Source organism: Fodinibius sp. AD559 (assembly GCF_052712805.1).
Window position 1 is genome coordinate 31158 of sequence record NZ_JBQPVW010000003.1, and the last position, 21782, is coordinate 52939.

At 40.7% G+C, this 21782-nt stretch carries 24 protein-coding genes and 1 tRNA gene; 13 read left to right on the forward strand and 12 right to left on the reverse strand.

Going from position 1 to position 21782, the window contains the following annotated elements:
- Window positions 1-116 precede the first annotated feature (116 nt).
- The gene (locus ACQ4LT_RS05845) at window positions 117-770 is read left to right on the forward strand and encodes an energy transducer TonB (RefSeq protein ID WP_445665095.1); all 654 of its coding nucleotides are present in this window, start codon (window positions 117-119) and stop codon (window positions 768-770) included.
- A gap of 102 nt (window positions 771-872) precedes the next feature.
- On the opposite strand, the gene ACQ4LT_RS05850 is transcribed toward ACQ4LT_RS05845, so the two are convergent.
- Window positions 873-1319: an NUDIX hydrolase gene (locus ACQ4LT_RS05850; protein WP_445665096.1), complete on the reverse strand. Its 447-nt coding sequence runs from the start codon at window positions 1317-1319 to the stop codon at window positions 873-875.
- Window positions 1319-1642, reverse strand: coding sequence for a DUF1844 domain-containing protein (locus ACQ4LT_RS05855; protein WP_445665097.1), 324 nt, complete (start codon window positions 1640-1642; stop codon window positions 1319-1321). Before ACQ4LT_RS05855 ends, ACQ4LT_RS05850 begins: the two co-directional genes overlap by 1 nt.
- Before the next feature lie 166 nt (window positions 1643-1808).
- Here ACQ4LT_RS05855 and ACQ4LT_RS05860 point away from each other — a divergent pair, with 166 nt between their 5' ends.
- Entirely contained in the window at window positions 1809-3017 is a 1209-nt protein-coding gene (locus ACQ4LT_RS05860; RefSeq protein ID WP_445665098.1) for a DUF1015 domain-containing protein, read from the forward strand.
- Between the two features lie 25 nt (window positions 3018-3042).
- A complete protein-coding gene (gene serC, locus ACQ4LT_RS05865) occupies window positions 3043-4122 on the forward strand; it encodes a 3-phosphoserine/phosphohydroxythreonine transaminase (RefSeq protein WP_445665099.1) in 1080 nt (359 codons plus the stop codon).
- A gap of 15 nt (window positions 4123-4137) precedes the next feature.
- Here the strand turns inward: serC and ACQ4LT_RS05870 are convergent, their stop codons facing one another.
- Window positions 4138-4755 (reverse strand): rhomboid family intramembrane serine protease, encoded by a 618-nt coding sequence (locus ACQ4LT_RS05870; RefSeq protein ID WP_445665100.1) that lies wholly within the window; start codon window positions 4753-4755, stop codon window positions 4138-4140.
- Between the two features lie 116 nt (window positions 4756-4871).
- Here ACQ4LT_RS05870 and ACQ4LT_RS05875 point away from each other — a divergent pair.
- The 3 genes from ACQ4LT_RS05875 (at window position 4872) to ACQ4LT_RS05885 (ending at window position 7391) form a co-directional block, all read left to right on the forward strand.
- Window positions 4872-4943, forward strand: a tRNA-Thr gene (locus ACQ4LT_RS05875).
- A gap of 219 nt (window positions 4944-5162) precedes the next feature.
- Entirely contained in the window at window positions 5163-5825 is a 663-nt protein-coding gene (locus tag ACQ4LT_RS05880; RefSeq protein WP_445665101.1) for a septal ring lytic transglycosylase RlpA family protein, read from the forward strand.
- 84 nt (window positions 5826-5909) lie between these two features.
- A complete protein-coding gene (locus tag ACQ4LT_RS05885) occupies window positions 5910-7391 on the forward strand; it encodes a phytoene desaturase (protein ID WP_445665102.1) in 1482 nt (493 codons plus the stop codon).
- An 85-nt stretch (window positions 7392-7476) separates the two neighbouring features.
- Here the strand turns inward: ACQ4LT_RS05885 and ACQ4LT_RS05890 are convergent, their stop codons facing one another.
- Window positions 7477-9027, reverse strand: a complete 1551-nt coding sequence (locus tag ACQ4LT_RS05890; protein WP_445665103.1) for an acyl-CoA carboxylase subunit beta — start codon at window positions 9025-9027, stop codon at window positions 7477-7479.
- On the reverse strand, window positions 9028-10596 hold the full coding sequence (locus ACQ4LT_RS05895) for a hypothetical protein (protein WP_445665104.1): 1569 nt from the start codon (window positions 10594-10596) through the stop codon (window positions 9028-9030).
- 175 nt (window positions 10597-10771) lie between these two features.
- Here ACQ4LT_RS05895 and ACQ4LT_RS05900 point away from each other — a divergent pair, with 175 nt between their 5' ends.
- Window positions 10772-11401 (forward strand): ABC transporter ATP-binding protein, encoded by a 630-nt coding sequence (locus ACQ4LT_RS05900; RefSeq protein ID WP_445665105.1) that lies wholly within the window; start codon window positions 10772-10774, stop codon window positions 11399-11401.
- Window positions 11402-11703: 302 nt separating this feature from the next.
- Here ACQ4LT_RS05900 and ACQ4LT_RS05905 read toward each other — a convergent pair whose 3' ends face one another.
- The 3 genes from ACQ4LT_RS05905 to ACQ4LT_RS05915 all read right to left on the reverse strand — a co-directional run bounded on the left by ACQ4LT_RS05905 (window position 11704) and on the right by ACQ4LT_RS05915 (window position 13266).
- The gene (locus ACQ4LT_RS05905) at window positions 11704-11874 is read right to left on the reverse strand and encodes a hypothetical protein (protein ID WP_445665106.1); all 171 of its coding nucleotides are present in this window, start codon (window positions 11872-11874) and stop codon (window positions 11704-11706) included.
- 8 nt (window positions 11875-11882) lie between these two features.
- A complete protein-coding gene (locus ACQ4LT_RS05910; protein WP_445665107.1) occupies window positions 11883-12779 on the reverse strand; it encodes an MBL fold metallo-hydrolase in 897 nt (298 codons plus the stop codon).
- A gap of 115 nt (window positions 12780-12894) precedes the next feature.
- Window positions 12895-13266, reverse strand: coding sequence for a co-chaperone GroES (locus tag ACQ4LT_RS05915; RefSeq protein WP_445665108.1), 372 nt, complete (start codon window positions 13264-13266; stop codon window positions 12895-12897).
- A 102-nt stretch (window positions 13267-13368) separates the two neighbouring features.
- On the opposite strand from ACQ4LT_RS05915, the gene ACQ4LT_RS05920 reads away from it, so the two are divergent.
- Window positions 13369-14220 (forward strand): SDR family oxidoreductase, encoded by an 852-nt coding sequence (locus ACQ4LT_RS05920; protein WP_445665109.1) that lies wholly within the window; start codon window positions 13369-13371, stop codon window positions 14218-14220.
- On the opposite strand, the gene ACQ4LT_RS05925 is transcribed toward ACQ4LT_RS05920, so the two are convergent.
- Both ACQ4LT_RS05925 and ACQ4LT_RS05930 read right to left on the reverse strand, forming a co-directional pair.
- The gene (locus ACQ4LT_RS05925; protein ID WP_445665110.1) at window positions 14212-14718 is read right to left on the reverse strand and encodes a hypothetical protein; all 507 of its coding nucleotides are present in this window, start codon (window positions 14716-14718) and stop codon (window positions 14212-14214) included. The two genes, ACQ4LT_RS05920 and ACQ4LT_RS05925, sit on opposite strands and share 9 nt — an antisense overlap.
- A gap of 114 nt (window positions 14719-14832) precedes the next feature.
- Window positions 14833-14997: a DUF1328 domain-containing protein gene (locus ACQ4LT_RS05930; protein WP_445665111.1), complete on the reverse strand. Its 165-nt coding sequence runs from the start codon at window positions 14995-14997 to the stop codon at window positions 14833-14835.
- Between the two features lie 298 nt (window positions 14998-15295).
- Here ACQ4LT_RS05930 and ACQ4LT_RS05935 point away from each other — a divergent pair, with 298 nt between their 5' ends.
- Window positions 15296-16033 (forward strand): tetratricopeptide repeat protein, encoded by a 738-nt coding sequence (locus ACQ4LT_RS05935; protein ID WP_445665112.1) that lies wholly within the window; start codon window positions 15296-15298, stop codon window positions 16031-16033.
- Here the strand turns inward: ACQ4LT_RS05935 and ACQ4LT_RS05940 are convergent.
- Complete coding sequence (locus tag ACQ4LT_RS05940) at window positions 16030-16377, reverse strand: hypothetical protein (RefSeq protein ID WP_445665113.1); 348 nt, start codon at window positions 16375-16377, stop codon at window positions 16030-16032. The two genes, ACQ4LT_RS05935 and ACQ4LT_RS05940, sit on opposite strands and share 4 nt — an antisense overlap.
- A gap of 69 nt (window positions 16378-16446) precedes the next feature.
- Here ACQ4LT_RS05940 and ACQ4LT_RS05945 point away from each other — a divergent pair, with 69 nt between their 5' ends.
- Both ACQ4LT_RS05945 and ACQ4LT_RS05950 read left to right on the forward strand, forming a co-directional pair.
- The gene (locus tag ACQ4LT_RS05945; RefSeq protein ID WP_445665114.1) at window positions 16447-16605 is read left to right on the forward strand and encodes a zinc ribbon domain-containing protein; all 159 of its coding nucleotides are present in this window, start codon (window positions 16447-16449) and stop codon (window positions 16603-16605) included.
- Between the two features lie 367 nt (window positions 16606-16972).
- Window positions 16973-18724, forward strand: coding sequence for a PAS domain-containing sensor histidine kinase (locus ACQ4LT_RS05950; RefSeq protein ID WP_445665115.1), 1752 nt, complete (start codon window positions 16973-16975; stop codon window positions 18722-18724).
- A 393-nt stretch (window positions 18725-19117) separates the two neighbouring features.
- On the opposite strand, the gene ACQ4LT_RS05955 is transcribed toward ACQ4LT_RS05950, so the two are convergent.
- Window positions 19118-19294: a hypothetical protein gene (locus ACQ4LT_RS05955; RefSeq protein WP_445665116.1), complete on the reverse strand. Its 177-nt coding sequence runs from the start codon at window positions 19292-19294 to the stop codon at window positions 19118-19120.
- Window positions 19295-19614: 320 nt separating this feature from the next.
- Here ACQ4LT_RS05955 and ACQ4LT_RS05960 point away from each other — a divergent pair, with 320 nt between their 5' ends.
- Together ACQ4LT_RS05960 and ACQ4LT_RS05965 are read left to right on the forward strand one after the other, a co-directional pair.
- Entirely contained in the window at window positions 19615-20574 is a 960-nt protein-coding gene (locus ACQ4LT_RS05960) for a tetratricopeptide repeat protein (protein ID WP_445665117.1), read from the forward strand.
- A 144-nt stretch (window positions 20575-20718) separates the two neighbouring features.
- Window positions 20719-21480, forward strand: coding sequence for a hypothetical protein (locus tag ACQ4LT_RS05965; RefSeq protein ID WP_445665118.1), 762 nt, complete (start codon window positions 20719-20721; stop codon window positions 21478-21480).
- Window positions 21481-21782 lie beyond the last annotated feature (302 nt).

The following is a 21782-nucleotide window of genomic DNA, read 5'->3' on the forward strand; positions in this document are numbered from 1 at the left end:
ATAATGGAATAATTTACCCTCTTTTACTGTTATTTAGGTGGAGATTAAGTAGAATAATTTGTTTACTTACAATTCCTAATAAATATATTTCAAATTAACGCGGAGATTATAGCATTATGGGTTCTGAAAGAAAAAAGCCACAGGCTGATCTTAGAAATTACTACACTATCTTTTTACAGCTGGGTATGGTTGTCGTGCTGCTCATTTTCATTACCGCAATGAAAGTGCAGATTGTATCCGAAAAACCGGATGCAGATCTTACCCAGGAGCAGGAAGTCGTTGAAATGGAGGAAGTAACGCAAACGAAACAAGAAGAGAAACCACCACCCCCTCCACGTCCACAGGTACCTGTTGAAGTACCAAATGATGAAATTATAGAGGATCAGGATATTAATATCGATGCCGATATTAATATGGATGAGCCGCTTCCCGAGCCGGAAGAACCTCAACAGGAAGAAGAGGAAGAAGACTTCTTTGTTGCTGTAGAAAACATGCCTAAACTAAAAGGCGGATTAGGGAAACTGCAGCAAAAGATTAATTATCCTGATATGGCTCGAAAAGCGGGTATTGAAGGACGAGTTATTATTCAGTTCATTGTGAATGAAAAGGGACAAGTTGAAGATCCCAGAGTAATTCGAGGTATTGGCGGTGGCTGTGATAAAGAAGCATTGCGCGTTGTAAAACAGGCTGAATTTGAACCGGGTCAACAACGTGGAAACCCCGTTCGGGTACAGTACAGCTTGCCTATTACCTTCAAGCTACAAAATTAAGAACTTCTCTTAATATCAAATTAGTACAAAAGGCCTGCTTCTCAGCAGGCCTTTTTTGTTAGATGACTAATTTTATTTTACTAACGGTAATTGATTTATCCGCTAAGAAATATACTGCTGGTATTTTTGCTCAAATGCTTTTAGCACTTTAGACAAGTTTTCATATCCCACCAGCGTTTGTGCTTTCTTCAGAGATATCCAATTCACCTTTTCTATATCTTCTTCGGTTTGCGGACTAAAGGTAAGTTCCGCCTCATCAGGAAATCGCATCCCAAACCAATGCGTTATTTTTCCATAATGTGTTCCGCCCTGTTCATATTCGTGATAGGTTTCCGGGAGTTCAAAAACAATTTTAGGCAAAACTGAGACTCCAACTTCTTCGGCCACTTCACGAACCGCGCATTCCTCAATAGTCTCCCCTTCTTCTAATTTCCCTTTGGGAAGATCCCATACCCCACGGCGGAATATCGATAGCACAGATAGATCTTCGTTGTCTTTACGTTTAAAAACAACGCCTCCTGCCGCTGTAACAGGTTCTATAATAGCCATTACTCCTCTTGGTCACCTGATTCTTCACTATCTTTTTCTTTCTCATCAGCGTAATTCATACGCAGGTTATTCAACGTTTCTGTCAAATAGTTATTTAACTGATCAGGAAGGTTACCTTCTGTAAATTCTTCGAGCATAAGCAAGGTATCAATGGCAAATTTAGCTGATTTCAAATCCCTTTCCGTGCTTCCCGTTTGAGGGTTTTCTAATTTCCCCATTCCCATCATGGCAATCTGCTGATGCTGTTGCACCAGCATCATAAAAAGTAATTGCTGCTGTTCGTCTTCAGATAAATTATCTCCGTTGTAATTTGTCTTGTCCATATCTAATAATTTTTGTTCGAAATTGATCTTAAAATAAGCTCTTTAGCGTAAAGAATTAATTTTTGCGTTAAATCTATTTTGTTAAAAAAGCTCTTTAAATATTGTCAACAACCAAGTACTTTAGAGAGCTCTAACCCATAATAATCAATGAATAAAGATCCGTTGCATGGCTATTCTGAAACCATTTAAAGCTTGGCATCCTGCCCCAAAAAACGTAGAACAAATCGCTTGTGTTCCCTATGATGTTGTAAGTGTCAAAGAAGCGCGTGAACTTGCCCGGGGTAATCCCAAAAGTTTCCTCCATGTTGTTCGACCAGAAATTGATTTGCCCGAGGGAACCGATCCGCATAATGATGAAGTATATGACAAGGGAGCTGAAAACCTGAATACCTTCTTAGAAAACGGAACTCTCCAACAAGAAAATGAGCCACAGATTTATGTGTATCAATTAATAAGAAACGGGCGTCCTCAAACCGGAATTTTTGCTTGCGTATCGGTAGAAGACTATGACAATGAAGTAATATTAAAGCACGAACTCACGCGACCGGCTAAAGAGGATGACCGTACGCGACACATCCTTACCCAACAGGCTCACGCTGAGCCGGTGATGATGACGTATAAAGATGATGAAGAAACGGAAAACCTCATCCAGGAAACTACAGGGGGAGAACCTCTTTTTGAATTCGAAGCTTCTGACGGGGTTACTCATAAATTGTGGAGGGCGGAAAAGACCGAAGCATTTGTCCGGGCATTCAAATCGATATCTCATCTGTATATAGCTGATGGTCATCATCGTTGTAAAAGTGCGTCTCGGGCAGCCGAAAAAAAACGAAAGAACAATCCTGAACATACCGGCAATGAAGAATATAACTTTTTCCCGGCCGTGATCTTTCCCATGTCTAACATGAATATTCTGCCTTACAACCGGGTCGTGCATACAATCCCCGATAATTTTTTAAACACACTGAAGGATGAGTTTTCACTCACGCCTGATGCTGATCCCCAACCATCCGAAAAAGGGACTATCAGCATCTATATTGATGGAAGCTGGTACGGCATGGAACTGCCGTTGGATGAAGACCCCAACAGCGTTCAAAAACTTGATGTACATCGACTCCAAGAGTTTGTACTTTCTCCTCTACTGGATATTTCTGATCCCCGGCGTGATGAAAATATTTCGTTTGTCGGAGGAATACGGGGGACAGAAGAATTAGAAAAACTTGTGGATAACGGAACGGCCGAACTTGCGATCAGCATGTATGCCACAAGCATTGAAGAACTGGTAGAAGTATCTGATGAAGGTCGGCTGATGCCACCAAAATCAACATGGTTTGAACCCAAATTACGATCCGGACTACTTGTTCACACTTTTTAATTGCTAATATTTTATCTATCTGCTTATGAAACGCGTTCACAATTTTAGTGCAGGACCTGCGACACTTCCACTCGAAGTTCTTGAGAAAGCGCAGTCAGAACTTACTGATTTTCAAAATATGGGCCGATCGGTGATGGAGATCAGCCACCGTAGTGCCCAATACACCGAAATTGACCGTCAGGCAAAAGCTCGTCTTCGTGACCTGCTTAATCTTGGCGAAGATTTTGAAATTATGTTTCTCCAGGGTGGTGCCAGCTCACAGTTTATGATGGTCCCCTTCAACTTTTTAGATGAAAACGAAACGGCCGACTACATTGACACAGGGCGTTGGTCTAACAAGGCTATTAGGGAAGCCAAAACTTTCGGAAATGTTCATCGTCCTTACAGCAGTAGTGAAACAGATTATGATCGCGTGCCAACCGACGGCGAGCTGAACTTTAGCGATAATCCTGCCTATGTCCATTTCACTTCGAACAACACTGTCGCGGGCACCCAATTTCCGGAAGAACCTGAAACCAATGGGATACCACTGGTTTGTGATGCTTCATCAGACTTTCTATCCAAACCCATAGATGTATCTCGTTACGGTATCATTTATGCAGGTGCCCAAAAAAATATTGGACCTGCCGGAGTAACGGTTGTTATTATCCGCAAAGACTTTTTGAAGCAAGCAAATACCGACGGTGTACCAACCATTTTGCAATATCAGACACATGCGGAAAAAATCTTTAACACCCCTCCTACTTTTAATGTATATATGGTAAACCTGGTACTGGAGTGGATACAGGACAAGGGCGGCCTGAAATACTTCAAATCCTTTAATGAAAAGAAAGCCGCACTGCTCTACGACGAGATTGATCGGGATGACTTTTATCGTGGCGCCGTAGAAAAAGATTCTCGTTCACTGATGAACGCAACCTTTCGACTACCATCCGAAGAGCTCGAAGCCAAGTTCTTATCGGAAGCAGAAGAGCACGACCTGTATACCTTAAAAGGACATCGCAGTGTGGGTGGAATCCGTGCCAGCATGTATAATGCGTGCCCGATGGAAAGCGTGGAAGCACTGGTCGACTTTATGAAAACGTTTAGAAAAGAGAACGGTTAAAATAATTCCTGAATATTACACCAGCCCAAATACGGTCAGAAAGTGATCAATCGTATTGGGCACAAAAATCACTAAATAAAAAATGCCCCACAGGGCCCCTGCGAGATGGGCTTCGTGATTTATTTTCCCTCGCTCCTGTTTACTGGCGTACATGCTGTATATTAAATAAAGGATAGCAAAAACAAATGCCGGGATGGGAATGGGTATCAGCATCAAGTAAATTTTTTCCATTGGGAAGAGAAAAATAAAAGCGAAGAGAACCGATCCCACGGCACCCGACGCTCCCAACGTAGCATAGTTAGGGTCATCTTTAAATTTTATTACTGACGGAATTCCGGCCACAACAAGTCCGGTTAGATATAATCCCAAAAAGTAGGCCCCGCCCAACACCCGTTCCATCACGGGTCCAAAGAAATACAGTGTGAACATATTCACAAAAAGGTGACCCAGATTAGCGTGCAAAAATCCCGATGTAAGAAGCTCGTACCACGTGTTTTTTCTAACAGTACGATAAGGCTTCAAATATCCTGTCTCAATAAGTTTCGGATATAGGTACAGGGCACCCAGCGATACAATCACGTTGGCAACTACTATATAAAATGTCACCGGATAATTTGCTATATAATTTTCCATATACTCTTATTTTTTGATCATCGAAGATAGACAAGAGTCCATTCGATCTCCAATTTTATTTTTACATCGGTTTGCTATCAAAGTAGCAGAGTAGTTATATTTGACCACTTCTTAAAGCCGATGTAGCTCAGGGGTAGAGCGATTCTCTCGTAAAGAATAGGTCGCTGGTTCGAATCCAGTCATCGGCTCTTTTTTTATCGGGATAAGATAGGTCGTCCTGAAGTATCAAGACCATCGGCTCAATAACTTCCCTTCTTTTAATAGGTATATTTTTAGACAACTGTACGAAACAAAATTAACTGCATTTAGTTGCAAAAGCTTGATTTGGTTTTTACCATAAATACTGTGGATTTTTATATCCTGTAAAAATATATTACTACATCTTTTAAACTTCAGGCGTAATTACCTTGCGATCTCTTCCCATATTTATCTTAGCAATCAGTTTATTTATTAGTTCTTGCGGTACCACTTCACGCTTTGGAAAAACGGATGATGCCCCCAAATATCAAAAGACCGGAGAAAAAATTGAGGACGGGAGAGCAAGCTGGTACGGGCCCAACTTTGATGGTAAATTAACAGCCAACGGCGAAACCTACGACATGTATGAGCTTACGGCTGCCCACCGTACACTTCCCTTTAATACCGTTGTCAAAGTTAAAAATCTGGATAACGGGAAGTCCGTTACGGTTCGTATCAACGACCGTGGTCCCTACGCCAAAAACCGTATTATCGACCTGTCTAAAAAAGCCGCTGATGAAATAGACATGCTGGGATCAGGAACAGCACCGGTTGAGCTTATATTATTGGAAGGAGACTTAAAAAACTCGAGAGTAACCAACCTAAAAGTACCCACCTATACTGTACAACTCGCCTCATTCAACCATGAACATCAAGCCCAATCTCACGCCCAAAAAATACGGGGTGCCCGAGTTGAAAAGATAAACATGGGTAACAAGACAGTTTACCGCGTATATCACGGTGTTTATACGGATAAAAATAACGCCCGCAAAAAACAGCGTCAGCTTAAACGACAAGGTTTCAGTGGATACGTCAAGCAGATCGAAAATTAATTTTGAAATTTTTCTATCCGTTGGAATGTATTGACTTCGTTTTGTGGTTGTAGCACCAGCATTAATCTCATAGATCACATACAGATGAAGAAAAAAATTATTGTTATTGGCAGCGGCTTTGGCGGACTTGCAACAGCATCGCGACTTTTATCACAAGGGCATGACGTCGACGTTTTTGAAAAACGCGACAAACCCGGGGGGCGCGCATACGTCTATGAGATGGACGGCTTTAAATTTGACGGTGGACCAACAGTTATAACAGCTCCCTTTTTATTTGATGAAATTTTTGAGGCTGCCGGAAAGAGACGGGAGAACTATTTTGAACTCGTGCCATGCGATCCCTTTTACCGGATATTTAATTCCGAAGGCGAAAAGTTCGATTACAACGGCGATCACAATTTCGTCTTAAATGAAATTGAGCAATGGAATCCCGCTGACAAGGAAGGCTATACAAAGTTTCTTAAGACGACCAAAGCAATTTTCAACAAGGGTTTTATTGAGTTAGCCGACCAGCCGTTTTTAAGCCTGTGGGATATGATAAAAGTAGTGCCTGATCTCCTCCGACTGCAATCCCACAAAACAGTCTATAAATATATCGCACAATACATTGAAAATGATTTTTTGCGCAAGGTTTTCTCTTTCCATCCCCTGTTAGTGGGCGGCAATCCCTTTGATACAACCTCCATCTATGCAATGATACACTATCTGGAGCGCGAATGGGGCGTACATTATGCTATGGGTGGCACCGGCTCAATCGTAAATGCTTTAACTCAATTGATTGAAGAACAAGGTGGTACAATCCATTACAATGCTGAGGTAGATGAAATAACAATTACCAATGGCAAAGCAGATGGTATTCGACTAAATGACGGCAGCGAACATTCAGCAGATCAGGTAGTCTCAAATGCGGATGTGGCGTTTACCTATCGCAATATGATCCCCGAAAGTGAACGAACAACGTGGACAAATCGTAAAATTGAGCGGACTAAGTACAGCATGTCGCTTTTTGTCATCTACTTTGGAACCAAAAAGCGATACCTGGATTCCGACCTTGATCACCACAATATAATTTTGGGTGAGCGATACGAGGAGCTACTTTCTGATATATTCCATGATAAAAATCTGGCTGAGGATTTTTCTCTTTATCTGCATATGCCAACAAAGACCGACCCCTCTCTTGCACCCGAAGGCTGCGAAGGCTTTTATGTACTTTCCCCCGTCCCTCATTTAGACAGCGGCACCGATTGGAATGAAAAAGCCAAGCCGTACCGCGATGCCATTATTTCATTCCTCGAAGAAAACTACCTGGCCAACCTCGAAGAAAATATTGTTGTCGAACACCACATTGATCCCCTGCATTTCCAAAATACGCTTAATAGCTATAAGGGGTCGGCCTTTTCAGTAGAACCTATTCTCACGCAATCGGCATGGTTTCGTCCACATAATAAATCTGAAGATGTGGATGATCTGTTTTTTGTAGGAGCGGGCACGCATCCCGGAGCGGGACTACCGGGCGTACTTTCCTCAGCCAAGATAGCCGAAGACCTTATTTGTAAGCAAGATTAGTAAGAATACAAATGCCCGGCATTTAGAATTTCACAAAGCAGAAGTTAATCAGGAGTCAAAGTTCTGATTAACTTGAATTTTATATCTACAGAGGCAGATTATCGTGCTTTTTCTGCGGCACTTGGTCTACCTTATTTTCAGAAACCTCCAGAGCACGAATTAACTTTTCGCGTGTTTCACTTGGTAGAATTACGTTATCAATAAATCCTCGTTCGGCAGCCTTGTATGGGTGCGCAAACTCCTCTTTATAATAATCAATCAACTCCTGCTCTTTAGCTTCAGGATCGTCGGCAGCCTCAATCTCTTTTCGGAAGATAATCTCAACTGCTCCCTTTGGCCCCATAACTGCAATCTCGGCTGTTGGCCACGCTACGTTATAATCCGCGCGGATATGCTTGGAGTTCATCACGTCGTACGCGCCGCCATACGCCTTACGGGTAATTACCGTCATCTTAGGTACCGTCGCCTCGCAAAATGCATACAGCAGCTTAGCACCGTGTTTAATGATTCCACCCCACTCCTGATCAGTGCCGGGTAAAAACCCGGGGACATCTTCAAATGTTATCAATGGAATATTAAATGCATCACAAAATCGAACAAAGCGAGCACCTTTGAGCGACGCATCAATATCGAGCACCCCGGCAAGAGACAAGGGTTGATTAGCAACAAGGCCTACACTGCGTCCGTCGATTCGGGCAAAACCCACTACAATATTGGTAGCATAGTGCTCATGGACTTCCATGAACGAGTCCTTATCCACAATACCCTCAATAACTTCTTTTATATCATAAGGCTTGTTGGGATTATCGGGGACAATGTCATCCAGCTTTTTGGCCTTGGCAGAGTCCGGTGCTTTTGATTCTTCTTGCGGAGGTTTCTCCTCACAATTCTGTGGCACATATGTTAACAGCTTACGAAGCTCCTGCAGGCAGATGGCATCATTTTCTTCCGTAAAATGTGCTACTCCCGACTTTGATCCATGTGCACTGGCACCACCCAATTCTTCAGATGTCACCTCTTCGTGCGTTACGGTCTTGACTACGTTCGGTCCGGTGACAAACATGTAGCTGGTATTTTTGACCATAAATACAAAATCGGTCAGAGCCGGACTGTACACCGCTCCACCGGCGCAAGGACCCATCACCGCCGAAAATTGGGGTATCACGCCCGACGCCATACTATTGCGCCAAAAGACCTCGGCATAACCGCCCAGCGAAGATACGCCTTCCTGAATCCGCGCACCGCCCGAATCATTTAGCCCAATGATGGGAACGCCATTTTTCATGGCTAGATCCATAACTTTACAGATCTTTTCGGCGTGCGTCTCTGACAATGACCCTCCAAAAACGGTAAAATCCTGACTAAATACGTAGATCGGTCGCCCATGAACTTTGCCAAATCCCGTAACCACTCCATCGCCGTCAATTCTTTTATCTTCCAACCCAAATTTGTGACTGCGGTGTTTTACATAGGGATCAATTTCCTCAAACGATCCCTTATCTAATAAAATATCAATGCGTTCGCGCGCCGTCAGCTTTCCCTTGTCATGTTGCTTTTGAATTCGTTCTTCGCCTCCGCCCTTTCGCGCATCTTTACGTTTTTGTTTTAGTCGCTCTACTTTTTTATCCGAAGCCATCTAATTTTCTTGTTTATTGCGATTTTGTTTCTCCAAAAAATAACTCTGCAGCCGATCGGTAAAATCCACCGCTGCCTCAGAGTACATATCAACTAAGTTGCGTTTAAAAATATCCTTCTCAATATACTTGCTAACATCCTGCCAGCTATCATAGGCAGCAATATCCTCAATTGCCTGATCAAAAGCACGATCAGAACCACGGAAAATCTCCTCCACAAACAGCTCCTCGTCGTCCGATAGCATGTTACGGAGATTATTGACCTCCTCATCCGTAGCATTTTCCTTTGTCAGATCAATAATAGGTTCATCAATAAATCCATCCTCATCAACTTCTTCATCTTCCTCAGCTCCAAGCTCTTCTTTATACTCCTCGATCTCTTCATTGCTCATGTAACGCATCCACATGGGGGTATCTTCTTCAGGTCCGGATGTTATCTCTGTATCTGTTTTCGATTCTTCCTGTTCTTTGGAAGACACAGTACTTTTTTCTGATGAAGAATCCTTCCCTCGTTCCTCTTCCTCTATCTCCTCTGCAACATCTTGATCCTCATCCCCCCCATCATTTTCCTCACTTTCTGATGTTACTTCCTTATTCTCTTCTTCCTCATATTCCTCCTTGAAGACACCATTTAACGAATCGTCCTCTTCATCCTCTGTTTCCTCTGTGTCAGCAGATTTCAACTGCTGATCTTCGGTTTCCAATTCTTGGGATTCGTCATCTTCGCTTTGCTGTATTGACTCATCCTTCTCTTTCGATACTACAGTTGAGGAATCGCTATCATCTTCTTCCTCGGAAGGCAGTTGATCCTCAAAAAGCGAGGACTGATCATCTTCATACCCATCAAAATCGAGCAATTCCGGTGATGAAAGTACTTCGATAAACTCAGCTCGACTAAGAGCTGTATTCATCAGGTCAAATTTTCGGGCAATCCGAGGCATCTTTTTATCCTCAAAAAACAGTCGAAGCAAATTAGTGTCGACACCATCCTTCTGCAACTGAAAAAGAGGCTCCAACATTTGTGCCCAATTTAAAGGAGAATATCCCGAAGTCAACTTTTCATCCGCCTGAACAATAATAGTTGAACAGCGTTCTTTACTCAGTGTTTCCAGATCCTTCTTCTGCAGATATCGGGAAAGCACAACAGCAAAATGCCTATATATGACAACCGCCTCCAATCGCTGATGCAATTGCTCTGCCGAAAGCTCATCCTTGGCTCCAAAAATAACTTCCGGCACATTTTTTCGCGGCTGCACCAGCATCTCTATAACATCCGAAACCGCAGTTTCAATAACTGCTTGCGCATAACTGGCCGGCAGACGGGCTTCCTCTTCAATAGCATCAATAAATTGTTGCCAGGCATCGAGCACAGTATCAGCACTGGTGTTTGCCCAATCCGTCTTGGGGATAATCATCGAATCAGAAAGATTACGCTTTAGCTCCACACTAATACGGCGAACAATAAAAGACGGGAACTCCCATGATCGAAGTTCTTCAACCGTATAATACTGATCGTTTTCGGGTAAACGATCGATTAATTTTTGCGTTATTTGCTGAATGGTTTGTCTCATAATTTATGGGAAATATATTGTCTAACGAAAGGCAATACAACCTAAGAACGGCTCAATATGTTAAATCCTGAGAATCTTTTGAAATATCCTTTCTATTAATAGGTAACAAATTTAAATACGCTGCACTACCAAAGTTTTCATTTAGGATTTGATGATCCCTTATTACCTTTGGCCTATGATTACGCTATCTGTGAAACAGCTAAAAAAGTCTTTTGGTCCGAATATTATTTTTTCGGATGTCTCCTTTGATCATCAGGCCAGTGCCCTTGGCATTGCCGGGTCTAACGGCTCAGGAAAATCAACGTTCCTTAAATGTCTCGGTGGACTTTTGCCCCCAAGTTCAGGAGATGTCGCTTGGAAAGATAACGGAACTACGCTCAATAAAACAGCTTTTAAACAAAAGTTGGGATATGCGGCTCCGTACATTAATCTCTATAATGAGCTGAGCTGTCGGGAGAACCTGGAATTCATTTCAAAGATGCGGCACCAGTCGGATTCTGTTAAAACCATCGACTTATGGATATCCAGGGTGGGACTTAGACATGCTATCAATCAACCGTTTGGGAAGCTATCAACAGGACAGCAGCAGCGACTGAGGCTGGCTTCGGCCCTATTTTACGATCCAGATATTCTGCTTTTGGATGAGCCGGGATCCAACCTGGATAAAGAGGGACGAGACCTGATCACAGAAATCGTTACAGCCTTTGACGCACCTGAAAAGCTGATCATTATTGCATCTAATAATCCCAATGAGCTCGATCTTTGCGAGCGTATCTTTTCTATTGAAGAGGAAGAGTTTGTTTAAGGAAGGTAATTTAATCAGAAGCTAATATCTCCTTACCAGAAAAGTAAGAATAGAAAAGATTCCTCGACTACGCTCTGAATAACCAGTTACCTATTGAACTGATTGTCATTTCGACCAAATCCGAATATTCGGGACACGTGGAGGAATCTATTGCGCCCCACCCAACAAAGAAAATTTTTGCCATTATGTAGCATAACAGATGTCTTGATTGCGCTTCGCTCCACCCAACATGTCAAAGTTATTGCCTCTTTTATGGAGTTATTTCTACCGCTCGGGAGGAAAAAATCTCTAAAACTTTTTAGTTAATCCACCTGACAAGTTTCTCCCTGACAACACTCCTGCACGTTAATCCCACAATTAGCACATTGCCCGTGTCCGTGCACCCAAACAAGCGGAGCTTTAGCCCCACAATAGGTGCACCGACGTATCTCTTCTGAACTTTCTTCTGCAGTTGAGATCATTTGATCACTCATAATAACAGTTACGATTGTGTTAATTCCTCGTATGCTACGCCAAGATTATCCGAAAGGGTCCAAAAGTCAGCATACAGAAAATGCTTAAAATCTTCGAGTGATTTTATATCGGTAATCTCGTCTCTACTTAATCCCTGCTCAATACCCTTCTGCACATAATCCAATATGGCAGACAGATAATCTTTCATCACCATCAGATCTTCTTTCTCACCGGTAACTCCGTATTCAGGTTTGGCATGACCAAAAATATAAATGGCATCTGCAGGATACTCCTCTGCAACTGTTGATAAAATTTTAGTCCAATTTTGCATGGATGCTCCCGAAGGACGATCGGTATACGGATTCATCCGATTGAACACTAAGTCTCCCATATGGACCACATTGGCCTTCTCAAAATAAACCACCGAATCGCCGCCCGTATGTCCGGGCCCATAGTATTTGGCATGGATGATTTCATCTCCCAAATCCATTTTCCAACTCTCGGAATAAGTAGTCTCGGGAAAAGCAGTATTTCCTTCACCCTCACTTTCTTCGTTCGCTTTCTTCATCAGCTTTGGCACATTTTCATGCGCCACCATCTTTTCGGCTACTCCTTTGAAGGCCGGATTCCCGCCGGTATGATCGCCGTGATGATGCGTATTAATGAGCAGGTTTAATGGCTGATCCGTTTTGTCCCGCAGCCCGTTCAGGCAATTTTTAGCCGTCTCGGGATATTGGGAGTCAACAACCGCCATCGCATTCGGTGACGCCAGCCAACCGATCGTGCCACCCCGCTCAGTAAAATAGCCCACATTGCGGCGAAGGGCAGTAAAGTTGCCTTGGGCATTGGCAAACAAAGATTTAAATGGAAGCGCTGCACCCGCTGCCAGTAGCGATGAACGCAATAGAAATTGACGTCGATCCATAGGAGCAAAATTTAGTTACTGTTGTTTTTCAAAGTTCATATTAGATTAACGAACCATAATCAGTAGTTCAACTCCTTTGTAACAACTCCCATTCCCCGGGCAATAATAACAATTTCTACAGTGCCAAATCTTCGCGTATCAGTAACAAAACAGCAGCATGTGGACAAATAAGATATTTCTCATTTTCGAACTCAATTTCGTGGGCTTTATCTTTTAAAAAGATAGCTAAATCCCCTTCTTCGGCCTGCATACCAATATATTGCGTCTGACTTGTTTCTTTCCAGGCTTCATCTACCTCGTTGGAAGGGATGGGATAACCGGGTCCCGTCTTAACCACATAGCCACTATGGATATCTGCCTTTTCCTTGACTGTTGCCGGCAGCACGAGTCCATTTTTCGTTGTTGTTTCCATATCCCGCGGTTTAATAAGTACGCGATCTCCGACAACAATAAAATTTTCTACTGAATTTAGATATTCTTGAATCATCACAATGATTTACATTAAAAAATCTATGATTGAATAAACGCCCAAAGTTAACGTGTTTGTATAACAATCTGAACTAAAGATTCCCTCCATAACCCTAAAATTATGGATTTAGCTAATAAGCTATGTATTGTAACTGGTGCTAATTCTGGTATCGGTAAAGCAACCGCCCGTAGTTTTGCTGCCGATGGTGCCTACGTGATTATGATTTGCAGAAATGAAGACCGTGCCAAAGCTGCTCGTCAGGATATTATTGAAGATACAGGCAATACCGGTATCAAAATCATTCTTGCTGACCTCGCCGTACAGCATGATGTGCGATCTGCAGCCGATCAGATAAACCAAGAGTTTGATCAAATTGATGTGCTCGTTAATAATGCCGGACTTATTGCTAATGAGCGCAAAGAAACCATAGACGGCATCGAAAAAACACTCGCCATAAATCACCTGGCCCCTTTTCTACTCACGAATTTACTTTGGGATAGTCTGCAGCAATCAAAAGACGCTCGAATTATCAATGTTTCATCAGAAGTTCACAAAGTGGGTGCTAAGGTATTTGATATCGAGAACCTTCAGCTCACTGAAAATTATTCTGCTATAAACGCTTACGGCGTTTCTAAGCTCTGTAATATTATGTTTACTCACGAGCTGGCTAAGCGCACAGAAAATAGCACTATTACTGCTTATAGCCTACATCCCGGAGTAGTACGAACACAATTAGCTGAAGAAGCGGGTTGGGCAATGAAGTTTTTTTATTGGATTGGAAAACCATTTATGAGATCGCCAAAGTCGGGAGCTGCAACAACTATTTACCTGACAACCTCCGATGAGGTGACTTCCATGAGCGGCCAATACTTTAAGGACAAAAACGTAGCCGAACCAGCCGACATCGCTTACAATGATGATCTTACCTCCAAACTATGGACAAGAAGTGAAGAATTAACGGGACTATCCTAATACAAAAAATCGTTTCACGCGAATTTTCCGGGATCGCCAAATTAAATTGCCGACTTTATCTTCGGTAATTTCATTTTCTTGCGTATCGTCTTCTGAAATCTCAGCAGGCATTTCTTCTTTGGCTTCATCCAAGTGAAGATTATCCAGAAAAAGTTTCAGCTGCTTCCGATCGAAATGCGAATAGCGATTTTCCAACGCCTGAATAACATCCGCCCAAATTTCGGGCCGTGCCGACCACTCAATACCTAATCCAATAGCATTTTCGGGTGCGTCTTCTCCTAAACAGATATTCAACCGCTCATTGATATCGGTAGGTACAGGCTCGTGGCGTAATAGCTTTGGCCCCAGCTCATCCCCGTTAGCACGCGGGAAAAAACTTTTCCACATCTGGTTTGTATAAGGATGATGGTAATAAACCTCATACCTTTTACGGTCCTTACGTAATTGTTTCATCTCATTTATAAGGGCAACTTGTTTATCGTGATCAATGATATACATAATAACTTCTTTTTAAATTAGGGTTTTATCCCCATGCCGAACGCAAATACTCTTTTGAGAATAGGTTCAAATTATACATACAGCTTTCCTGTGTATTTGTTCCAATCGGCAATATTATCCTTTAGATTGGCGGCCAAATATTAGTGATACAACAAATAAAACGATAAAAATATAAAATAGAATTTCAGCAATACCTGCGGCCGTTCCGGCAATACCCCCAAATCCTAAAACCGCTGCAATAATAGCAATAACTAAAAATGCAATACTCCACCGTAACATAATTCCCTCCCTAATGCTGTTATACTTAATCGACTCTCTAAAATCATCCTATAAAAAAGGATTTAAATACTTATATCTTTTTAGCACTAAATAAGATCTTTTGTTCCTTACAATAACTTTTAACACTGTAATTGTATTTTACTGATTGCTATCAATTCAAAAATATCTCATAATACATCTTGCCATTTAGTCTAATCACATTATTAGAGCACTATTTATGAGAATATTCTATTACTCACATTCATCTTTTAGGCAGATTACTCTTCACCTACTTCTTGGGGTTTTACCTTTATTAATTTTGGCATCTACAATACAAGGCCAAGATCTTTTTGACCGTGGCAAAAAGTTTTACCATCAGCGAGATGCTAATGCTGATTCCTTCAGAGCAGATCCTACCAATATTAACAGGGCCATTGATCTGTTCGAAGCTGCTTTAGATCAGGATATCAATCCCAAAGAATCAGCTGCTTTTCTCCTGCGCTCTTACTATTTTAAGGCAATGTTTACCGGGCTTAGCGAAGATCAGCAAAAGGATGTTTATGACAAGGGACGCAATTTGGGTGAGAGAATGATTGACCGCTACCCCGATTCAGTTCCAATTAAATTCTGGTATGCTGCCAATATCGGACGCTGGGCAGATGTACACGGCTTCCTAAAAGCCGCAACCGACGGGATCTCCAAAAAACTGAGACGAGTTTGCGAAGACATCATTGAAAAAGACCCCAAATACCAAGATGGCGGCGGATATCGCATTTTAGCTCAAGTACACTTTTATTCCCCCAATATTCCCATTGTGATGGGTTGGCCGTCAAAAGACAAGGCATTTAAACTTGTTCAAAAGGCTTTGAAGATAGCTCCGGGAAACCCCACAAACAAAATGCTGTACGCTAACATATTACTCGAATTTGATCGTAATGAGGAAGCAAAAGAACAGCTCCAAGAAATTATACGCATAACACCCCGTGCCTCTCACACAGTTGAAGATCGCTATGTTCAATATCGCAGCCAGAAGCTACTCGAAGAGCATTTCAATTAACGTAATAGGTTTAAGACAAATCCAATGATTTCTCTGGTAAGCTGATCTTCTTTAATCCGTCCATTAATCTGTTGATTAGAAACAGTTACTTCTCCATTAAATGAGAAACTAACTTTTTTATTTTCATTGTTCGGATCGACCAGTGTTAGGCTAAGATTGGGTTGACTCTCACTCCATTCAATTGATTTTCTTAACGGAATCGAAAAATCGAGCATAGGATCTTTAAATCCACCGCCGGTATCAATCGCCGAAAACTCCAGGTCAACGCTATGATGTTCATTGACGTCAATAACTTTCTCATCCCATTTTAATGATGTTACTTCGGCAGAAGTCTGAATTTTCATTTTGGTACTGTCTTGTATTACTTAATTTCAGTCCAATAATAGGCAAGCTGATGATTTTTTAGAAATTCTATGGATAAAAAAGAATGTCCCGGTTGCGCAGTAGAAATAGATGCCGATACGGAAGTCTGCCCCATTTGCGGATATGAATTTCCGAGCCAACCGCTAAGTATTCAAATCGCCGCTTGGATCATGATACTTTTACTACTGCTGTATTGGGTGGTGTTTTAGGAATCATGAATAGATCTTGACGTTCATAATAGTTAATGCTTTGTCGAAAATCCTGAACAACCTTTCCATTGGGGCCCTCATCATATAGAAAAGGGTAAATCAAATTATAGGCTTACATATAATACAGCTCCATACCGATCATAATATTCGCTCATCTAATGAAAGGCACTACCTTTACGCTTCCATTTTCATAAAAAAGAAAAAATAATTGCATTACTCCTCATTGAGGATTAATACTCTACTATAACTTCCCTTACGCGTAAAAAGATGAATATTTATAGTTTTATATATAAGCATTATCTTTTATTAATTATCTGATAGAGGCATCTCTATATTGATGTCTTTTGCTTTATAAAAAGAGGGCTTTATGGACAAAGAACATAAAGAGCAAGCCTACCAGTTGGCTAATATTGGACATTGGGAAATTGACGTACCGGGCAAACAGCTCTACTGGTCCGATCAGGTCAAGCGTCTCCACGAAGTCTCCTTTGATTACCAGCCGGATTTGGAGTCAGCTCTCGCCTTTTACGAAGAAGGCAATCACAGAAAAAAGGTGCAAAAAGCAGTCAAAAAGGCTATCGAAGAGGGCCAATCGTTTTCCTTCGAATCCAAAATCATTACGGCCAAGGGGAACCCCCGTTGGGTTAATGCCGTCGGCGAACCCGTGATGGAAGGCGGCCGGTGCGCAAGCATATATGGCAGCACGCAAGATATCACGGATCGAAAGACCATGGAGCAGCAATTACAGCAAGAACATAATCAGTTAAATGAAGCCGAACAAGAGAAAACCCGTATCCTTGAACGCATCGATGACGGGTTTTTTGCCGTAGACAAGGATTGGACTGTCAGGTACTGGAATAAGCAAGCAGAGCAGATAATAGGGGTTCCCCAAGACGATATCATTGGTAACAATCTTTGGGAGGTATTCGAAAAGGCCGCCGACCTTGATTTTTACGATCAGTACCACAAAGCCCTCAACCAGCAAGTGACGGTTCAGTTTGAAGAATTTTATCAACCGCTGGATATGTGGATAGAGGTCACTGCCTACCCCTGTGAAATCGGTCTGTCGGTGTACTTCAGGGACATCACTGATCGTAAGCAAAATGAACAACGCTTACAGCAAAATATGGAGTTGCTTACTCAGCTCTTTGAAAACGCACCGGTGGGACTGGTATTGTTAGATGAAGATCATACGATTACAAGGATAAATGCCAGCTTCAAGGAGATGTTCGGATATCAGCTCTCGGAACTACAAGGCAAGGAGATTGATTCTTTTTTAACCCCTCCGGAATTAGTACAAGAAGCAAGGGATATCACCGATCGCACATTACAGGGAGAATCCTTTCAGGTAGAAACGGTCCGCCAACGAAAGGATGGAACGGAGGTTCCGGTCCTCATTGCCACAGTTCCGGTAGAAATAGACGGAGACATCATAGCTATTTTCGGCATTTATGTGGATATATCCCAGCGAACCGAAGCCGAGCAACAACTCGAGGAGCAGTTGTCAGAGAAGCAAGTGCTCCTTGCCGAAATTCATCACCGAGTAAAAAATAACATGGCCGTCGTCTCCGGGCTCCTTGAGCTCCAGAAAGAAAACACAGAAAACGAGGAAGCCTATCAAAAGATGCAGGATAGCCAAGCCCGTATCCAAACCATGTCGCTGGTCCACGAGCAACTTTACCAAATGGGGACATTTTCTTCTCTCCAATTTGATGAATACGTCAAAAATCTGGGAGAAACCATTGCGACAACGTATGGAGACAAAGCGCAGGATATAACCCTTTCGTATGATACGGAGCCTGTAAGACTTGACATGGATCAGGCGATTCCCTGTGGCCTACTGTTAAATGAACTGTTGACCAATGCTTACAAGCATGCATTCCCCAATCGGGCCGAGGGACACATTACCATTTCTTTGCATGAAAAAGACGGCCAGGCTGTAACCCTGGAGGTTAAGGATAACGGAATAGGAATGGCGGAAGAGATACCAGAAAGGGCCAATGATTCCTTGGGGTTATCGCTGGTCTACACGCTTGCCCAACAACTCGAGGGAGAACTTCAGATCACAACCGATAACGGGTCGTGCTTTACAGTAGTTTTTGATAAAAAAGATGATTAATCCTCGATAATCAAGTTGCCATAGCAATGTCCCATATTTTTTAAATGGAGCATTTTGTATAACAGTTATGTAACAGTGACTGCGTAAAACCAAGAAAGGCTAAAACCAAAAAAGCCTCCTAACAGCTCTTAAAAGCTATCAGAAGGCTTGAAAAGTCGGGACGACTGGATTTGAACCAGCGACCCCACGACCCCCAGTTATGGGATCTGTCTTCTAATTTCTGTCTTAGAATACGTTAAAGCCTTCTTTCTGCCTGTCTGCCCTATTTTGTATAACAATAGTATAACAAAATGCGCAGTTGACCTCTGCTTATCTGTTCCTCAAAGTTTATGTTTATTGATTAGAATCAATCTAAAATTTGTTGTCACTTTCTGCAAGCTTACGTTAACAACTTTATTCAAGGAAACCCATTAACACAAATACAACAATCAAAGCTATAGCCAACCATTTCAGTATATTTGCAAGCTCTGTATCTCCCTTATGCTCCTTTACTTCAACTTGGGAAATGAAGAGAAGAACTAATGCAATCAAACCTACTATACCAGCTAAAATACCAATTGACAGCTCCATAAGTTATTTTTCTTCAGGGGCAAATTTATAAAGGTACTTGCCCGTTTGAACTATAATTTTCGGCTTAAATCCAGCACTATCTTCTCTGTAATCTGGATGCAAAGTGATCATTTTTATATAATAATTTAATCTCTAATAGTAAGACCATTTTTAAGTCAAATACTTACAAGGGAATATTACATTACAGCATTATTTTAATTACTGTTAATAAAAGTCTAAAAATACAATATTTGTTTGTCCGTGATTTATTTATCAAACTTGAAAAACGAGATTGATAAAATGTGATATTTAAAATTAATACTGGTTTTTATACTTAATATATGGCAGAAGACAGATCAAGTTTAAAGCGAAAAGTTTTTAACCAAGCCATAGAATTATTAAATAGCCGTAATTCTACAGAGTTGAAACATGATTATTTAGCTACTATTCATCACGACAAATATAATTACGTTACAGAACTAAGTCACAGAGCTTCTTCAGATGATGATTATAAAAGAGCGATAGATTTATTTGACACAATTCTGGAAGATGAGCCCACATCAATGATTAGTATTCATTTAAGAGGGATAGCAAAATTTAGACTTGAAAAATTTGAACCTGCTCTTAAAGACCTTAAAAAGGGAACAGACCTAGATGATAAGTTCTTCGGAAATTATTATTACTGTGGCAAAATTTATTTTAAAATGGAGCTTTATAAAAAGGCTCTTAACTACTTTAACCAAGCGCTTGAATTAGATTACAATCACGATATTTATAATTATCGTGGACTTACAAAAAAATATTTAAATACCTATGACTCTGGGTTAAATGATTTTAAAGAAGCAATAAAAATAAACCCCTTCGATCCTACATTATATTACAATCGTGCATTGGTTCATTTTGAAGCTAACAACTTTAAAATGGCTTTAATAGATTTTGATAATGTGTTGAGATTAGATCAAAATTATAAAAAAATTTATCTCAAAAGAGGTATCGCTCTTGGCAAACTTGGCAAGCATCATAAAGCAGTTACTAATTTTGATAAAGAGATTTCATTTAATCCCAGCAGTTTGTTGGCTTACTACTATAGAGGAAAGGCGTACTGTCAACTGGGCGAGTTTAAGAAAGCTCTTAATGACCTAAACAACGCTATTAAAAACAAGGAGAATATGACACAGCACTATTTATCTCTAGCCTACAAATTTCGAGCCCACACTTTAGAAGGGTTAGATATGCAGGGCAAGGCAAATGAGGATTGGGAAAAAGCAGATGAAATTTTACAGGAATTGAAAACTAAGTAATACTAGGATACCCCCTTTAAAAAGAAAATATCAGGCAAATAGAACTCGCTCGTTGTCTACTTCCTATTTATTAGTTAACCTTTTAATTTCAGCACGTTGGCTCCTCCAGCTTATGCACTAAGCCGTTATATAGCCAAATAGACCATGAAAATAATAAGAGATAAAAAAACAATCCGAGGGAATAAGAAATTAATCCGATACCTAGATTTTGAGAAGTTTCTTGATCTTATAACCAAAAATAGAATGTTCTTAACAAGAGCTGACTTCTTAACCGATAAATATGAGGTTAATTTACCTATATCCAATTCATCGGAGATTAAAGATTATTTATCTAATCGAATAAATGATTCAAGGATTGTTAAAAAGAAACTTCAGTCAATAAACTCTACAATAGAAAAAACTAAGCTAAGCTCTTATTTATCGAGTTGGTCTTTGGATACTGAAGAATCTTATGCTTTATGGAAAATCTATTTAGACAATTCAAAACTCGGCGTAGCTATTTCTACAACAGCAACTAAATTGGAAAATAGTATCATTTCAACTAATTATAATTTTGTAGATAAATTATTTCTTAAAAAGGTAGAGTATACGAATCATATTAAATATGAGCAGCTTTTAGATAATGAATTTAACATTAAAGACATTGACCAGATAATCTGTAGCAAATCTACATTTTATCGGTATGAAAATGAAGCAAGGCTTTATACCCGAATAGATAACAAAACCAACAACTCTAAAGTTAAGAAAGGGATATATTTAAAAATTAAACCCAATATATTAATAGATGAAATAATACTTTCTCCTTTTATAAGAGAATGGGCTTTAGATTCTTTTGGGGAGCTCGTCAAGAAATTACTACCAGATAAAAATCTAGAAATATCTAAATCTGATATTTTAGAGAAATAACTGGCTATATGACCCGTACATTAAGTAGCACACACTTTACCTTTTGTTAAGAATCCTCCATGAACCTTTCCCATTTTAGCCTGATAGTGAAATAGCAAAAATCAGGTGACACATTGGTGTCAGTATAGTTTATTTTATTATTCCCATAAATAAATTATTAGCTACACAAACCAAATTGTCATATTAGGTTAAAAATCATTTGTAGCTAAGTATAGACTTGATAATTCGTAATGAACCAAAAAGAAAATTTAAATGTAAGCGATTGCGTTATTTTTAGATTTAAAATTGTCTCATTTTAAAGC

What these genes read in the sequence shown, in the direction of transcription:
- ACQ4LT_RS05845 (WP_445665095.1), top strand. Translation starts at nt 117, where the DNA reads ATGGGTTCTGAAAGAAAAAAGCCACAGGCTGATCTTAGAAATTACTAC.
- ACQ4LT_RS05850 (WP_445665096.1), bottom strand. Translation starts at nt 1,319, where the DNA reads ATGGCTATTATAGAACCTGTTACAGCGGCAGGAGGCGTTGTTTTTAAA.
- ACQ4LT_RS05855 (WP_445665097.1), bottom strand. Translation starts at nt 1,642, where the DNA reads ATGGACAAGACAAATTACAACGGAGATAATTTATCTGAAGACGAACAG.
- ACQ4LT_RS05860 (WP_445665098.1), top strand. Translation starts at nt 1,809, where the DNA reads ATGGCTATTCTGAAACCATTTAAAGCTTGGCATCCTGCCCCAAAAAAC.
- serC (WP_445665099.1), top strand. Translation starts at nt 3,043, where the DNA reads ATGAAACGCGTTCACAATTTTAGTGCAGGACCTGCGACACTTCCACTC.
- ACQ4LT_RS05870 (WP_445665100.1), bottom strand. Translation starts at nt 4,755, where the DNA reads ATGGAAAATTATATAGCAAATTATCCGGTGACATTTTATATAGTAGTT.
- ACQ4LT_RS05885 (WP_445665102.1), top strand. Translation starts at nt 5,910, where the DNA reads ATGAAGAAAAAAATTATTGTTATTGGCAGCGGCTTTGGCGGACTTGCA.
- ACQ4LT_RS05890 (WP_445665103.1), bottom strand. Translation starts at nt 9,027, where the DNA reads ATGGCTTCGGATAAAAAAGTAGAGCGACTAAAACAAAAACGTAAAGAT.
- ACQ4LT_RS05895 (WP_445665104.1), bottom strand. Translation starts at nt 10,596, where the DNA reads ATGAGACAAACCATTCAGCAAATAACGCAAAAATTAATCGATCGTTTA.
- ACQ4LT_RS05900 (WP_445665105.1), top strand. Translation starts at nt 10,772, where the DNA reads ATGATTACGCTATCTGTGAAACAGCTAAAAAAGTCTTTTGGTCCGAAT.
- ACQ4LT_RS05905 (WP_445665106.1), bottom strand. Translation starts at nt 11,874, where the DNA reads ATGAGTGATCAAATGATCTCAACTGCAGAAGAAAGTTCAGAAGAGATA.
- ACQ4LT_RS05910 (WP_445665107.1), bottom strand. Translation starts at nt 12,779, where the DNA reads ATGGATCGACGTCAATTTCTATTGCGTTCATCGCTACTGGCAGCGGGT.
- ACQ4LT_RS05915 (WP_445665108.1), bottom strand. Translation starts at nt 13,266, where the DNA reads ATGATTCAAGAATATCTAAATTCAGTAGAAAATTTTATTGTTGTCGGA.
- ACQ4LT_RS05920 (WP_445665109.1), top strand. Translation starts at nt 13,369, where the DNA reads ATGGATTTAGCTAATAAGCTATGTATTGTAACTGGTGCTAATTCTGGT.
- ACQ4LT_RS05925 (WP_445665110.1), bottom strand. Translation starts at nt 14,718, where the DNA reads ATGTATATCATTGATCACGATAAACAAGTTGCCCTTATAAATGAGATG.
- ACQ4LT_RS05930 (WP_445665111.1), bottom strand. Translation starts at nt 14,997, where the DNA reads ATGTTACGGTGGAGTATTGCATTTTTAGTTATTGCTATTATTGCAGCG.
- ACQ4LT_RS05940 (WP_445665113.1), bottom strand. Translation starts at nt 16,377, where the DNA reads ATGAAAATTCAGACTTCTGCCGAAGTAACATCATTAAAATGGGATGAG.
- ACQ4LT_RS05945 (WP_445665114.1), top strand. Translation starts at nt 16,447, where the DNA reads ATGGATAAAAAAGAATGTCCCGGTTGCGCAGTAGAAATAGATGCCGAT.
- ACQ4LT_RS05950 (WP_445665115.1), top strand. Translation starts at nt 16,973, where the DNA reads ATGGACAAAGAACATAAAGAGCAAGCCTACCAGTTGGCTAATATTGGA.
- ACQ4LT_RS05955 (WP_445665116.1), bottom strand. Translation starts at nt 19,294, where the DNA reads ATGGAGCTGTCAATTGGTATTTTAGCTGGTATAGTAGGTTTGATTGCA.
- ACQ4LT_RS05960 (WP_445665117.1), top strand. Translation starts at nt 19,615, where the DNA reads ATGGCAGAAGACAGATCAAGTTTAAAGCGAAAAGTTTTTAACCAAGCC.
- ACQ4LT_RS05965 (WP_445665118.1), top strand. Translation starts at nt 20,719, where the DNA reads ATGAAAATAATAAGAGATAAAAAAACAATCCGAGGGAATAAGAAATTA.